At 54.8% G+C, this 14,903-nt stretch carries 13 protein-coding genes; 4 read left to right on the top strand and 9 right to left on the bottom strand.

Annotation, left to right across the window (positions count from 1 at the left end; genetic code table 11):
• Positions 1-143 precede the first annotated feature (143 nt).
• A complete protein-coding gene (locus Q8W32_RS07145) occupies positions 144-776 on the top strand; it encodes a response regulator transcription factor (RefSeq protein WP_303432861.1) in 633 nt (210 codons plus the stop codon).
• Here Q8W32_RS07145 and Q8W32_RS07140 read toward each other — a convergent pair.
• The gene (locus Q8W32_RS07140; protein WP_305414325.1) at positions 773-2,602 is read right to left on the bottom strand and encodes a hybrid sensor histidine kinase/response regulator; all 1,830 of its coding nucleotides are present in this window, start codon (positions 2,600-2,602) and stop codon (positions 773-775) included. The genes Q8W32_RS07145 and Q8W32_RS07140 overlap by 4 nt on opposite strands.
• Before the next feature lie 234 nt (positions 2,603-2,836).
• Complete coding sequence (locus Q8W32_RS07135; protein WP_305414323.1) at positions 2,837-6,511, bottom strand: hypothetical protein; 3,675 nt, start codon at positions 6,509-6,511, stop codon at positions 2,837-2,839.
• 423 nt (positions 6,512-6,934) lie between these two features.
• On the opposite strand from Q8W32_RS07135, the gene Q8W32_RS07130 reads away from it, so the two are divergent.
• Complete coding sequence (locus Q8W32_RS07130) at positions 6,935-7,342, top strand: DUF2750 domain-containing protein (protein ID WP_303432864.1); 408 nt, start codon at positions 6,935-6,937, stop codon at positions 7,340-7,342.
• A gap of 74 nt (positions 7,343-7,416) precedes the next feature.
• The gene (locus tag Q8W32_RS07125) at positions 7,417-7,611 is read left to right on the top strand and encodes an oxidoreductase-like domain-containing protein (RefSeq protein ID WP_303432865.1); all 195 of its coding nucleotides are present in this window, start codon (positions 7,417-7,419) and stop codon (positions 7,609-7,611) included.
• A gap of 73 nt (positions 7,612-7,684) precedes the next feature.
• Here the strand turns inward: Q8W32_RS07125 and ggt are convergent, their stop codons facing one another.
• From ggt to Q8W32_RS07090, 7 genes are all read right to left on the bottom strand, one after another.
• On the bottom strand, positions 7,685-9,472 hold the full coding sequence (ggt, locus tag Q8W32_RS07120) for a gamma-glutamyltransferase (RefSeq protein ID WP_305414319.1): 1,788 nt from the start codon (positions 9,470-9,472) through the stop codon (positions 7,685-7,687).
• A 122-nt stretch (positions 9,473-9,594) separates the two neighbouring features.
• Complete coding sequence (locus tag Q8W32_RS07115; RefSeq protein ID WP_303432867.1) at positions 9,595-9,852, bottom strand: YfhL family 4Fe-4S dicluster ferredoxin; 258 nt, start codon at positions 9,850-9,852, stop codon at positions 9,595-9,597.
• Positions 9,853-9,863: 11 nt separating this feature from the next.
• Positions 9,864-10,358 carry a pantetheine-phosphate adenylyltransferase gene (gene coaD, locus Q8W32_RS07110; RefSeq protein WP_303432868.1) on the bottom strand — a complete coding sequence of 165 codons (495 nt, stop codon included), beginning with the start codon at positions 10,356-10,358 and terminating at the stop codon, positions 9,864-9,866.
• Between the two features lie 192 nt (positions 10,359-10,550).
• On the bottom strand, positions 10,551-12,524 hold the full coding sequence (locus Q8W32_RS07105) for a M48 family metallopeptidase (protein ID WP_305414318.1): 1,974 nt from the start codon (positions 12,522-12,524) through the stop codon (positions 10,551-10,553).
• Between the two features lie 34 nt (positions 12,525-12,558).
• Complete coding sequence (locus Q8W32_RS07100) at positions 12,559-13,155, bottom strand: LemA family protein (protein ID WP_303432870.1); 597 nt, start codon at positions 13,153-13,155, stop codon at positions 12,559-12,561.
• Positions 13,156-13,240: 85 nt separating this feature from the next.
• Positions 13,241-13,564 (bottom strand): YdbL family protein, encoded by a 324-nt coding sequence (locus tag Q8W32_RS07095; protein ID WP_305414317.1) that lies wholly within the window; start codon positions 13,562-13,564, stop codon positions 13,241-13,243.
• 15 nt (positions 13,565-13,579) lie between these two features.
• Positions 13,580-13,777 carry a YnbE family lipoprotein gene (locus tag Q8W32_RS07090; protein ID WP_303432874.1) on the bottom strand — a complete coding sequence of 66 codons (198 nt, stop codon included), beginning with the start codon at positions 13,775-13,777 and terminating at the stop codon, positions 13,580-13,582.
• A 226-nt stretch (positions 13,778-14,003) separates the two neighbouring features.
• On the opposite strand from Q8W32_RS07090, the gene Q8W32_RS07085 reads away from it, so the two are divergent.
• Positions 14,004-14,747 carry an ABC transporter substrate-binding protein gene (locus tag Q8W32_RS07085; RefSeq protein WP_305414315.1) on the top strand — a complete coding sequence of 248 codons (744 nt, stop codon included), beginning with the start codon at positions 14,004-14,006 and terminating at the stop codon, positions 14,745-14,747.
• Positions 14,748-14,903 lie beyond the last annotated feature (156 nt).

Below are 14,903 nucleotides of genomic sequence, written 5' to 3'. Positions count from 1 at the left end.
GTTTTGCCGGGGCGTCGATTTGGAAGCAGCAGGCTGAGTAGCGTAACTGGGTCTCGAAAACAGGATTCTGTGTCGCACGGACCAAGCAGTCCGATGATTACTGTATCATTATATGCGAGAGGAATGTTGATCGAGCAAATGCAGTGTTTACGTATAACTTTAACAGTAATTCATTCTCTATCCTGATTATTGATGATCACCGCATGTTTGCCGAGGCGATGGTCAGCCTGTTCAGTAAGCATTGGCCAAGCGCGACAATCCGTTGTGTTCATTCTGCTGAGCAAGGTTTGGAACAGGTATTGGCATCTTCCTGGCAACTGGTATTGCTGGACCTGGGGTTGCCGGATAGCGATGGGCTGAAATTGTTGCAACAGCTTCGCCAGCAGGATACTCAGGTTGCGGTACTGGTGTGTACCGGTGAAAGTCGGGGTGCTGTACTGACTCGGGTATTGAATGCCGGTGCCTCGGGTCTGATCACCAAAAACCAGTCTACCGACGATATCTTGCTGGCGGTTCGGAGAGTGCTGCAAGGTGAGCGTTATCTGGCTCCCGAGGTGATGGCCGCATCGACACCTCATCCGGCGGATCTGCTCAGCGAGCGCCAGTTGGCGATTCTGACGCTGATGCAGGCGGGTTATGCGACCCAGCAGATTGCCGAGCAGTTGTTCCTGAGTCCCAATACGGTAAAAACACATATTCGGCTGATGTTTGACAAGCTGGGAGTGAATAACCGTATCGAGTGCCTGCGTGCAGCGCACCAGCATGGATATCTTTAAGCGGTGTCTGTCTCCTGGTGACAGTCGGCGTTTTGCAGGGCCGCTTTCAATTGTGCGGTTTCGATCGGTTTATACAGTAATGGGTAGCCCGTCTGGGTGAGCTGTTTGACCCGTTGTGGGGTGGTGTTGCCGGTCATTATGATAATCGCCGGAGTGTAAGGCAGCTGGTGCCGCAACGTCGCCAGGATCTGTTCAAAATTACCATCATCTGTCAATGAATCATCGCTGATGACGACGTCAGGCAAGCATGCTGGCTGATCCAGTTGTTGCTTCAGGTTCGTCAGGCTCTGGGCGATCCACACATCACAGTCCCAGCTCACCAGCAGCAGGGACAGAGCATCCAGAATGTCTTTCTGATCATCCACTAACAATATTTTCAGGCCATTCAGGCGGCAATGCGGCGCTTCTTCGGTGTTGGCCTCTGGCGGCTTGAAGGGGGCTGGCCGGGTGCGAGGGAATATCAGGGAAAAACAGCTGCCTTGTCCTTGTCTGGAGTCGAGCTGTAGTGGGACCTGCTGTAATTGACAGAGACGTTTGACAATGGCGAGACCCAGTCCAAGGCCTTTCTGATGAAGGCGGCCAGGGTTGTCCAATTGTACAAACTCCTCAAATATGGTGTGTTGATGCTCGAGAGAAATACCCATACCGGTATCCTCAACGTTGATTTGCACCTGCTGCTCGCGCGCGATAACACGCACAAGAATGCCTCCATCAAGGGTGTACTGCACGGCATTGGCCAATAGATTCTTGAGTATCTGGAAGGTCATAGATCGATCGCACCAGATCGACACTTCAGCATCACATTCGATATCCAGATGCAGGTTTTTGCGTTGTGCCAAGGGCAAAAAGACGATGCGCAGTTCGTCCAGTAACGTGGCTACATCGGTGGCCTGCGGTCGTAATGGCGTCACCCCGGCATCCAGTCTGGAAACATCGAGCAAATGATTGAGCAGTTCATTGGTGGCTTTCAGGCTGGTGCCCAGGCGCTCAAAGAGTGGCTGTTGCTGGGGGGCAAGCCTGGCTGGGTCGATGGTGCTCCAATACAGCGAGGCCGCTTGTAGAGGCTGGCGAATATCGTGACTGGCGGCAGCAAGAAAGCGGGTTTTGGCCTTGTTGGCCTGTTCGATCTTTTGTTTGGACTGCTCTAGCTCCAGCCTGAGCGCCAAGGTATGGATCTGGGTTTTGAACATGGCGTAACTGAAACCGACCAGGGACACCCATACCGCTGGTGCCATGATCTTGTGCAGCCAGGTGCCATCCAGCTCCATTGTCGCCAGGTGCAGGCCAAATGCTCCCAGTACCGGGGTCAGAAAGGTGATGTACACATCCGGATACAGCCCCATGGTCATGGACGGGGTGGCGGAGACAATGGTGACCAGCAGCAGCATCGAAAAGATTTGCACCAGTGAAGCATCGGCCAAAAACAACAAAGGCAAGGCCGCCCATTGGAAGCCCCATAGCAGTGCCAGATACAGGTTCGCCATATGCCACCGGTGGATCGAACGCCGTTGCTGTTGTTGGTTCGGGTCGGGCCGATGGCCGATACGGGTTTTATGGTAGTGGCGGATAATCAGCCAGGAGTTCAGTCCTGCCAACAGGTTCATACCGAACCAGGTGCACAACTCTGTGGTACTGGCGGACTGCATGAACAGCAGGCCAACCACCACTGCGGCGACCAGGGTGGCCGCCATTCTTGGGCCGACTTCGCGCATAAACAGGTGATGGCGTTCCCATTGTATTTTGTCGGCGAGGGGGTGGTGGGCAAATCCGAGATGGCTCAGTTTTTCGAACAGGGCTGAGAGGTACTCTGATAAGGCGTTACTCATGCTGGGTTCCTGTATCCATGGCGTTTACAGAATATCTCAGGCCGTTGGCGGTTGATAAAAAGCCCGCGGTCCGGTCATTGGAGCCAGACGGTGCTGGTGATTATTTTACAGCGACATCCACATCATACTGATACCGCTGACCGAAGCATGGACAGTACACATTAAAAAAATGCCAGATTCGGCAGGGCTGGGAGGGCCGGTAGCCTGCCAGAGCAGGTTACCGGTCGAGGAGGATTACTCCGTTGGGTCGAACTCGATCAGCTTGCCTTCGTCTGTGGCGTCGTGACACCAGAGGGTCGGGTTACTGCCGCTGATGCTACCGGTGATGGCACCCTTACAGAACTGCTGGTCGCCGGAGTTATGGAGACGTTCTGAGGTTTTGGTGTCGGTGGTAGGATCGAAGACGACTTCGTACAACCCCATGGTGGCCGAGGTCAGGTACAGGTGGTAAGCCGTTTCGGACTCTTTCCAGATGTGTATGTCCGCGACATCCCAGCTACCGTCATTGCCTGTGAAGTAGTTGATCGGCGAGATGTTCAGGTCAACACTGCTACCGCCACCGTAGTACATACGCAGGTAGTTGTACGTGTCGCTGCCATTGTTCTCGAACATGGCAAAGAAGCGGTAGGAGTATGAAGTGATGGACGACAGCTCCACCGCTTTGTACTCCTGGGTACCGAACATGAGGCGATATAGCGGCGTGGCCAGGGTTTTGCTCATGGCTGTGCTGGCATCTGCTGCATTGAGATCATAGCTGTATTCAAACACCGCGATCTGATGGTAATCATCGGTGTCCATCTTGCCAGCACCGCTGACTCCCAGTTTGATCTGGAAGGTATCGTCGGTGGCATTGTAACTGACATCGGCAACCGACAGATCATCACAGGCGCTCAGGCTCCATGCCATGCCTTCTTGCAGGGCAGAAGCGCGTCCTGCGAGATTCGCACTGACGGTATCCGACAGTTCCAGGCTGCTAACAGCCGTTGGGTCAGAGGCCAGGCGAGCGGTGATCCTGGCGGGCTGGGTAGCGGTATCGCAGCTGAAAATAAGCTGTTCGCTGGTGCTTCCCTGTTCCAGCAGAGCAACCGCAAGGCCTTCGTACGTGGTGCTGCTCAATGCTTGCAGTGTCGCCAATTCACGATCCGCCGAGCCGGGCGTGACGTTCATCAGGCTGCTGGTTGTGCTGCTGTTTTTCAGCAGGTACAGCTCACTGCCATTGGTATCCAGATTGACTGGTAATGCCAGGGCGTTCACCTTGTCCTGACCCAGGTTCCAGCTGAGATCCATGATCGGATCTGTCTGGCTGGATGCGGCGGTTTTGGTCGTAGAGGTAAAGGTAGCGCTGACCGAACCGTAACCTTCTTGCGTGGACACTGTGGTGACCGTATCCGTGTCGTACAGGTTAGAGCTGGTGTGCACCACTGTAATAGTATCGTTTGGCCATACCGACAGCGAGGTCAGATCCTGGCCTGGATAGCGACTGGAGCGGACGACACCATTGGTTACCTGGATGCGGGTGGCGTCTTCCAGACCGCTGAACGAGATTGGTGCGCTGACCACTTCGACACCGGGTTCTACCTCGGTTACCGAGGCAAAGCTGAAAGGATCGGGTGTGGTAATGGCAGCACGGGTGCCGGCGATAAACATGGCGGAGCCATTACTGAACTCAACGACCGCATTCGCGTTCCAGCCAAAGTTTGTATACGTGGTGACGGACAGCTGGATGCTGTCACCACTGGCAACCACGGCTGAGGTACCCATATCGGTACCGTTAACGATCAGGCTGCCAACGCCGTTGCGCAGGGTGAATGTCTGGGGTGTATCAAAGCCGCTGACGGTGACGGCGTTACTGATGGCTACGACACCGGGTTCAAGATCTTCTTGCTGCTCGAAGGTGAATGGATCAACGTCGGCGCTTTCGGCACGAGTGGTGGTTTCGAAACTGGTTGAGAAATCACCTATGGTTACGGTGCTGACCACCGTGGTTTCAAAATCGGCAGAAGACTGCTGAACGACACTGATCTGGTCACCGACGGAGACCGTGGCTGAGGTACCAGACAAGGTGCCGTTTATACGCAACTCACCATGGGTGACTGTGATCTCGGGTGAACCTTCGAAGCCGCTCAGGGTGACGGTGTCGGTTTCGTAGCGGGTATCCGGCTCGGCATTACTCAGATTGACCAGATTAAAGCTGTCTGGTGTGGTATCGCCGGTACGGGTAATGGTGCTGAAGGTGTAGCTGTTGCCGTTGATGGTCACCGTGGTGTCTGTTGTGGTGCCAAAACTGTCTGGCACATTCTGAAGCAGACGCAGGGTATCTCCCTCGCGGATAGTACCTGACGTAAGCCAGGCGCCACCATTGATCTGGAATTGGCCATTGGTGATGCTGATCGTCGCGTCTTCATCAAAACCCGTGACGGTTACAACGTTACTGAATATCTCTTCACCCGGAGTGACATTGGCCAGGGAGTCAAATGAGATGGCGTCCGGCGTGTTGTCGATGGCGCGGGTGGTGACGGCAAAAGTGGTGCTGTAATCGCCCAGAGTAATGGTGCTGGTGACTGTCGCACCATAATCACCGCTGCTGGTCAGGCGGAAATAGACCGTGTCACCGGCTGTCACCATCACACCACTGCTGTAAATTGCACCGTTCACGACCACGTAACCCTGATCAAATGCCAGCGCCAGCTGGCCTTCGAAACCCGTCAGGGTGATTTGGTCGGTGCTGACTTGTGTTGCAGGTGCCACATCGGTCACGGCGGGCAAGGTAAAGCTGACTGGGCTGGTATCCGCTGCCCGGGTAGTCACTTCGAAGGTGGTGCTGTAATCGCCCAGGGTGATGGTGCTGATGCCGGTGCTGCCAAAATCGTTGGGGGCTTGTTGCTGGATGGCGAGCTGGTCGCCAGCGGAGACGGAGGCGCTTTCACCGACGGATTGGCTGTTAACAATCAGGGTGCCATTGGTAACGGTCAGGGTCAGGCTGCCATCAAAGCCCGACAGGGTAACCGTGGCACTTTGCGAGGTGCTGTTGGGTGCACGGTTGTCCTGGGCCGGGAATGAGAAGCTGTCGGGTGTGGTGTCTGGCTCTGTGTCTGTACCGCTGCCAGCGTCGGGGTCTGTACCTGTGTCAGGATCGGTACCAAATTCAGCATCTTCATCGAAGTCGTAATCCTGCTCGTCGACATCGACCTCAAAGCTGCCTTCATCCATATCAAAGACGATACGCACATCGTCCAGTACCGCATCAAAGCCGGTGCGGTTGGCACGGAAGGCATTATTAAACAGGTCGTAGGTTTGCGGGTCGAGCGCGCGCTCTTCAAACTGGTCAGCGAAGTTGGCCAGAATGACATCTTCTGCTGCTGCCAGTGCGGTTTCATCAAAGCTTTCTGCTTCGTCATCCCAGGCGCTGACCAGAGCGGCCAGGCTTTGCTGGTCGTTGGCCAGGAACAGGGCCAGGGTGGTCAGAGGAGTAACGTTGACCGTAATATCGGCAGCTTCAGCAAAGGAATATTGAATCGCTGTGCTGGTATCATCCGGACGGGCTTCCAGCATGAATGGTGGCGTCATGCCGTCGACGTTAACGCTGAAGCTGCCGTCGTCTTCGATGATCACATTGGTCTGGCGGCCATCCGCGTCATACACAAAGACCGTGCCGTCGATGGCCAGGCCAGTGGCGGCGGTACCAGTCAGAACCGGGCTGTCGGTATCGCCGCTGTCGGTATCACCGCTGTCGGTATCACCGCTGTCAGTATCACCGCTGTCAGTATCACCGCTGTCAGTATCACCGCTGTCAGTATCCTGGCTTTGGTCCTGGTTATCACTTGAGCCTGAGCTTGAATTGCCGCCACAGGCGGTCAGAGTAAGGGTTGAAGCCGCCATAATGGCTAGCATCAGTTTGCTTATTTCCATTGTATTTATTCCATGTTATCGGGCGATTCATGTGGCCCGTAAGCCGAAAATTCGGGCATTAAGGAAAATATTTGCGCGTCTTGTTCTAAAAACGTCAGCAGACTAGGGAAGAAAAAGCGGTTTTCCTTCACCAAATCGGGTGAATTTTCAGTTTTTGTGGTCTTTTGTTCGTCTGTGTCAGTAACTGTTGTTTTTCAAATGACGGTCTGCCTGGGCAGGCGTATGGCTTGGGGGATGTGCTGGGGGGAAGTAGGTGACGCGGTTTGTCGCTTTTACGACATTGTCTTTACAGATGCGGCCCTGGTGTTTTTTCTTCTCTCGCCTTTTTTATAACTTACTGATTTTAAAGGATAATATTTTGACCATGAGTGGCTGGTGATTTGCAACGTAACAGCCAACTCCGTGACTGATGCAGGACCACCCATGCGCTATGAACCTTACGATGCCGAATACGCGGCTGTTCCGACTCTGACCGATGGTGAGCGGCTGGATTATTATCTGTTACGTGCTTTCGAAACCGAGGAAAGTTGGAGCTTGCGGGCAGGCAAAGCCTGGTTTGTACGTGATCTGGATGGCCAGCGGGTACTGCCTTTGTGGCCTTACCGGCGTTATGCGCTGGAATCGGCTCTGGATATCTGGGAAGACTGCCGCCCGGATTCTGTCGCTCTGGAGTATTTGCTGGATACCGTGCTGCCCGAACTGGCGGCCAATGATGTGATGCTCGATATCATGCCGCGAGGAACAGAGGCCGGCTGTCTGATTACGCCCCACCGGCTGATGAGTATTTTTGAAGGCATGCTGGATGCCGGAGAGTATCGGCTGGAAGGGTAGCCAACGGCTCAGGAGCTGCACTGCGATTACGCTAATGGGCTGATATACTGGCGTTATTTACACCGGAGGCCGTGATGGCAGAGCAGATTCCAGACGACAAGCCATTACCACCAGGGGATTACGAGTGCTGTGAAAGTGGCTGTGATCGCTGTGTGTGGGATATTTATCGTGAGGACGTGGCAGAGTGGGAGGCGGCACAAAAAGCCAAGCGCGCCCAGGCAGAATCAGCACCAGCTCCAACCCCCAACGACACTCACAACGGTCAGTAAGTGTATCTGGCTGGTCACTGGTCAGGCTGCTGCTGTCCTCTACTGGTCGTTACGGGCTGGCTGCTGCTGTCCTCTACTGGTCGTTACGGGCTGGCTGCACCTGTGCCGAACCTTCTCCTCTCGGGTCTGCGGCGGCAGTCACCGCACCGGATACATGATCCCACCGAATTGCCTGCATATTGCCATATTGGCGTCCAGCATCCTTGAGTTGATGACCCAGGGCTTGCAGCTGTTGCCGCTGATCCGGTGTCAGACTGCCGGGTTCATATTGGATTCTGTCGGGCAGGTATTGGTGGTGAATACGTGGCTGGGCCACCCAGTCTTCGACCGGCTTGTCTTGCATGGCTTGTAATATGCCGAGCAAGACCATGGTGATAATACGGCTGCCGCCCGGAGTGCCAATAATGGCTGTCTGGTCGGCGGAGATCAGCAGGCTGGGGCTCATACTCGACAGCGGTCGCTTGCCGGGAGCAATGGCATTGGCTTCTGCACCGACCAGACCATAGGCATTGGGTGCGCCGGGTTTGGCCGAGAAATCATCCATTTCGTTATTCAGCAACACCCCGGTGCCGGGAACGGTAAATGCAGAGCCAAAGGGTAAATTGATGCTGAGCGTGGCAGACACCATATTGCCGTGGGCATCCAGTACTGACAGGTGAGTGGTGTGGAAACCTTCTTCGATGTTTTTGGGGCCTGCTAGCGAGATGGATGGCGTGGCTCGGTCGAGACGGATGCTGTCGGCCCACTGCCGGTTGTGGCTGGTCGACATCAAGTGTTGGGTTGGTACGTCAACAAAGTCGGGATCACCAAGGTATTTGGCGCGGTCGTGGTAGGCCCGGCGCATCACTTCGGCCAGCAAGTGGGTTTGTTGTACCTGATCCATGCTGCGCCAGGGAAATTGCGCCAGCATGGTTAACATCTGGGTCAGGGCAATACCACCAGAGGATGGCGGTGGAGCGCTGATCAGGGTGTATTCCCCCAAGGTTGCCGTGATGGGCTGACGTTCTATCACCTGATAGTTTTCCAGGTCCTGTAACGTCCAGTCGCCACCGGCAGCCTGGACGCCTTTAACCAGCGCCGCGGCGGTCGGGCCACGGTAAAAGCCGTCGTGGCCCTGGCTGGCCAGGCGTTCCAGGGTGATGGCCAGTTCGGGTTGCTGGATGAGGTGGCCAACGGCTGGCATCTTGCCGTTACTGAGAAACAGGCGGGCACTGTCGGGGTAACGTTGCAGGGTTTTTAAGCGGTAGTTCAGTAATTTGCGGTATTGCGGGTAAACCGCAAAGCCATCACGGGCCTGTTGGATCGCGGCGTGTAACGAGGTGCTGAGTGGCAAGTGGCCATACTGTTCGGCAAGCCAGTGAAAAGCCGCGGCCTGCCCGGGAATCGCCGCAGCAGTGGGGCCGTTAATGGCCTTGTCGCGGATAACGTTTCCCTGCTCATCGAGATAATAATCACGGTGGGCCGCCAGCGGGGCCTGCTCGCGAGCGTCAACAAAACGGTATTGCTGGCGGTCGGCCAGGTACAGCAGCCAGAAACCACCACCGCCGATGCCAGCACTGTAGGGTTCAACCACACCAAGACTGGCAGCAACGGCGATGGCGGCATCAATGGCGTTACCACCGGCATTGAGGATATCCATACCGGCCTGGGTTGCCAATGGGTGGGCGCTGGCAATGGCATGGGAACCGGGGGGCTGGGGCCTGACGATCAGGGTTGTTTCCGGCGTGGTTGTTGGAGGTGTCGCCGTGGACGGCTCTTCGGTTTGGGCACAGGCAACCACCCCGATCAATATGAGTAATAACAAGCCCGGGCGGTAAACGAGTGGTTGGTGTAACAGTCGGGATAATAAGGTTGCGGTCATCGGTCATCCTGAATGGCGGCGGAAGGCCGTATAGAAGATGCCAGTGTGCGCAACCCGATAGCGTGCTGCAAGGCAAACACGCTATCGTCAGCAGAACAGGGTGTTCAGCTCAGAGGGTCAGTTCAGGAAGCTTGTTTGCCCGTCAGGCGTTCGTACTTGGCTTCGAGCTCTTCCTGGGTTTCGGTGTTGTTTTCGTCCAGCGGAATACAATCGACAGGGCAGACCAGCTGACACTGGGGCTCGTCGTAGTGGCCAACACATTCTGTACATTTGCCTGGATCGATCTCGTAAATCTCTTCACCGGCAGAAATTGCTTCGTTGGGGCACTCAGGCTCACACACGTCACAGTTGATACATTCATCAGTAATAATTAACGACATTTATTCCTCCGTCAGGCGTGTGGCCGTGACTCATTAACATGTTTTACCAAGGCGTCTGCGACTGCCGGGTGTACGAAGTTGCTGATATTGCCCTGCAAGGAGGCAATTTCGCGCACCAGAGTGGATGAAATAAACGAATATTTCTCCGCCGGTGTCAGAAACATGCTCTCGACACGTGGAGCCAGCACGCGATTCATATTGGCGAGCTGGAATTCGTATTCGAAATCCGAGACGGCACGCAGGCCTCGCAAGATGATGTTGGCATCGCGTTCCTGGACAAAATCTGCCAGCAGGTTACTGAAGCCGACAACTTCAACATTGGGCAGATGGGCCAGCACTTCACGGGCCAGGTCGACGCGTTCGTCCAGTTCCAGCATAGGCCGTTTTTTCTGATTGTCTGCAACTGCAACGATGATGTGGTCAAACATCTTCGCTGCGCGTTCAACCAGATCCGTATGGCCATTGGTAATGGGGTCGAACGTACCGGGGTAGACGACAGTATTCATGGCTGTGGCCTCTGAGGTTCAGGTCGGGCGCATAGTAAACAAAAGCTACCCAAGCCACAATAAAGGTTACAACGGTTGTTCATGACCCTGGTCAGGCCATTGATCAGACTGTTGCTGGCTTTGGGCGGCAATTGCCAGTGAAAAAGCAAATAGCAAATGGTGCCGGATGTCATCATAACAGTTGTTGCCCCATCAGCATTGGGCCAGCACTCCGGCCGGTACAGGGGTTTCCAGAATCGCGGCGATGGTATGGATCAGGTCGCGTTCAGCCGGGCGCAATATACCGTCAGCACGGCCGCAGGCTACCATGGATTTGATCAATCGGCCTTTGATATGGGGGTATAGCTCGGTCAGCCGGGTGAGCGACTGGTTCAACGGTTTCAGGCTGTTGCCCGGTGGCTGAAACTGAATACCAAGTGAACCAAAAGCCCCGTCAGCCAGACTCATCTGAAAGGCCTGGGCGGCGCTTTCCGAGTCATCGTGGCCTTTGGCGGCCAGGAACGACAGTAATACGGCGATGTCGTCAGCGACCGCTTCGGGCTTGCTGTAGCGGGCCTTGACCGGGGTGACCTTGTTAAAGTGGCCAGCAAGATACTGACTCAGCAAGCGGAACAGACACCATTCAAACAGATCAATCTGGCCATCCGCTTTCATCAGGCCTATCAGCAGGGTGTGAAAGGTACGGTACTGGTTTTCGGATAGCTGTTTGAGAGCCGGAATGGCCAGTTCAACCAGTGGTAACCGTTGTTCTGGCGCCAGAGCCTGGATTGCAGGAATCAGCCGCAGGGCCTGTTGGTATGTCTCGCGACCGGCCTGTTGCAGAATAAGATTCAGCTGTTGGTCGTGCACAAAACGCTCGGGAGGAGCCAGCAGCAGTGCATAAATGAGTGCCTGAGCCTGATGCGGGTCACGGGCCTGGTCGGACAGAGACATGGCCGGGCTGCCCGACTGATGATCGGCCGGGCTATTGATCGTATTGATAGCATGGCTGGCAGAGTCTGGACGCCCGCTGGTTGCTGCAACAGCCGCGGCAACCCCCATGACACCAGCCAGTCGGCTGGCACTGGATGAGTGATCAACCAGCTCGGGGTTGGCCTGTTCGGCATCGGCTCTGGCCTGTGGTGCCAGATAACGGCCGTCCCAGGTGGGTTCGATGCGGCGGATACGTTGTTCCAGCGGCGGGTGTGTTGCAAACAGTGGCAGGCTGAAGTGCATGGCGCTGCCAAAAAACAGGTGGGCGGTTTCTTCGCGCTCCGGGCTGCTGATGTCGCTGCCACTGCCATGACCAATCACTTTCAGTGCTTCACCAATACTTTCCGGGTTTCGGGTGTACTGCACTGCGGAGGCGTCGGCGAGAAATTCACGTTGTCGTGAAACCGCTGCCTTGATCAGGTTGCCAAAAAAAACGCCGATATAACCCAGTACCAGCAATGCCAGGCCAATGGCCCAGAATGGCGCGCTGTTATTGCGTTTGTCGCTGGAACTCAGCAGGCGGCGCTGGCTGGTGGCTTCGATAATAAAACGGCCGCTCAGGGCAATAAACAGAATGCCGAATAACAGCGCCATCAACCGGATATTCAGCCGCATGTCACCATTGGCAATATGGCTGAATTCGTGGGCAATAACCCCTTGCAGCTGGTCGCGGCTGAGCTTGGTCATGCAGCCTCGGGTCACGCCGACCACCGCATCGGAAGCCTGATAACCGGCGGCAAAGGCATTGATGCTGTCGTCGTCCAGTACATAGACAGGTGGTACCGGCATACCGGCGGCAATGGCCATTTCTTCCACGACATTAAGCAAGCGGCGTTCGTAAAAATCGCTGCTGTTGGGGGGCAGGCGATGGCCTCCGAGAGATTCGGCCACCACATGACCGCCACCACGCAGGTTGAGCCAGCGATACAGACTGGCCAGTCCGATGACCAGCATCACCAGTGCCGAGATGATCAGGATTCGTTCTGTCGAGAGGGAATCAAAAAAGGAGAGGCCCGGCTGACTCGCCCGGGCGGCCAGCTCAACACTGTTGATGGTCTGACCCTGGCCGTACCAGATAATCAGTGCTACCAGCAGGTTGATGGCAGCCACCAGCGCCACCACGGCCAAAACAAACAGCAGAATCAGTCGCCGGGTTTGTTTGCGGGCCTGATCCTGATGGTTAAAGAAGTCCATATTGTATCCACTCTGCCTGTACGGTCGGGGCTAATCAGAAAGACACTTTGGGTGCTGCCTGGATGGCGGCACTGTCGGCAAATTCGAGCAGGCGTGCATCTTCCCGGTGACCAAACAGGCCGGCAAACATTACCGGTGGAAAGGACTGGCGATAGCTGTTGTAGGTGGTGACGGCATCGTTGAAGGCCTGACGGGCAAACGAGACGCGGTTTTCGGTGCTGGTCAGTTCTTCCGAGACTTGCATCATGTTCTGATTGGCTTTGAGATCCGGGTAGGCTTCCATCACCACGTTGAGGCGACCGAGGGCACCGGTCAGGGCACCTTCGCCGTTCATCAGTTGTTGCATGGCATCGGCGGCCCCAGGGTGGCTGGCAGCGGCTTTCAGTCCTGCGGCCGCGCTGTTGCGCGCATTGATAACGGCTTCAAGGGTTTCGCGCTCGTGGCTCATATAAGCCTTGGCGGTTTCTACCAGATTGGGAATCAGGTCGTAGCGCCGTTTCAGTTGCACTTCGATCTGGGCAAAGCTGTTTTCGTAACGGTTGCGGTAGCTCACCAGAGTGTTGTAAATCGACACCAGATAAATCAGCAGCAAGGCAATAACAACCAGCGTGACAATGGTAGATATATCCATAACAGTTCCTTTCTCGGTTAGCTCGTCCTCGATATGCTGATATGACGGGGTCGAGGATCGTGTGACGCATGATTATTGACGAAGATTAATTCCGCACCCAGTCGCCGTTGGCAGTCTGGTAATACAGTCCCTGTTTGTTGGCTTTGGTCGTCAGTTTTTCTCCGGCAATTTTTTCAATACTGGCCAGTGGTGCGTTTTGTTTGTTGGCAATTTCCTGGTAGTGGATCTTGCGCTTGAGATTGATCTCAACCGTCAGGGCGGCGGCTTCAGTATGGCTGGTATCGACCAGGCCAAGGTAGCCGTCCAGTCGTTCGCCCACCAAACCCGACTCCCGAGCGGTGTCAAGGTCGATGGCCATAACCGAAAAGGACAGCATCAGGGTGCAGAGTGCCAGCAGCAGTCGTTTCATGAATATCTCCATAACTCAGAACAGGGCGTCGTTTTCTTCAAACAGATTGTCGAGATCTTTTTCTACCTTGACCCGGACTTCGTGTTCAATCTTGACGTTAAGGTTGATGGTAATGGGTTTTTCGGGAGCGGCCAGTTTGACGGTACAGGCTGATAAAACGCTGGCCAGAACAATCGCAGACACGCTCAAGACAATGCGGGGGGTGTATGGCATAACAAGCCTCCTGGGCAATTGGACTCTACTGTAACGTTGGATTGTGGCAATGCAACCGCTGTCTGGCGTCAGTAGACAGTCAGTACCCGGGTCTGGCATGGTCGGGTCGTCAGGGGATCGGTTGATCGATCAGACAGTGCAGCTTTTACCGTGCCCGGAATGATAATACGTGGATACGGTGTTTGATCAGGACTTTGGTTTATTTTATGGCATGGTTGACTTTCTAATGACAAATAGCCTTGTGCGATTCCCTCTGACAGCATGGTTGCTGTTGATCCTGGCCTGTCCTGTGATGGCGGAATCCATCCGGGTTGCGGTGGGCATTTCCATGTCGCCCTATATTATTACTGAAGAAGATTCAGGGGCAGAGCTGGAGATTGTTCGCGAAGTGCTGGCGCTGCAAGGATATGACATCGAGCCAGTGTACGTACCTTATATCCGGGTGCGCAGTCTGTTGCATCAGGGAAATGTGGCGGCGGCGATGACCTTGCCCAAGACCGATGAGCCAGCGGATAAAAGCATCTTTTTTTCAGATGAATACATTACTTATCACAACGTGGCTGTGGCGCTGGCATCCGCCGGGATCAAGCTGGATCACGTTGCCAATATGGCCGATTATCGTGTGCTGGGGTTTCAGACTGCCCAGCAGCTCTTGGGGCCGGAATACGGGCGCATGAGTCTTCGTAACCCTCAATACAGTGAAACCATACGGCAAAATCGCCAGATAGAAATGTTGTTCTCTGGACGTACTGAGATGATTGTTATTGATCAACATATTTTTGATTTTTATCGAAATCAGACAACCCGGGTGAATACCGGACTCAAGGTGGATGTGTTTGATGTGTTGGATCCTGTCCACTATCGGGTTGGCTTTCGCAATCCGGCCTTGCGGGATAAATTTAACGTCGGGTTGCAGCAATTGCGTCAGAGTGGCCGTTATCAGACGATTCTGGATCGTTATTTAAAGTAGTCTGCTGTTTTTTTCATGTATTGGATACCACCTTTCAAGAGGCAATTATCGCCATGAAAAGGGCCATTATGGCAGTGAAAATGCGGATTTCGTCAACACTGAAGCAGCCTAATACCATCGTCCCTTGCGTTCAGTCATGCTGTTTGATTCCAATGA

This window comes from Oceanobacter sp. 3_MG-2023, from assembly GCF_030688925.1.
Lineage (GTDB): Bacteria > Pseudomonadota > Gammaproteobacteria > Pseudomonadales > Oceanobacteraceae > Oceanobacter.
This window is presented reverse-complemented; position numbering and strand designations above follow the sequence as displayed.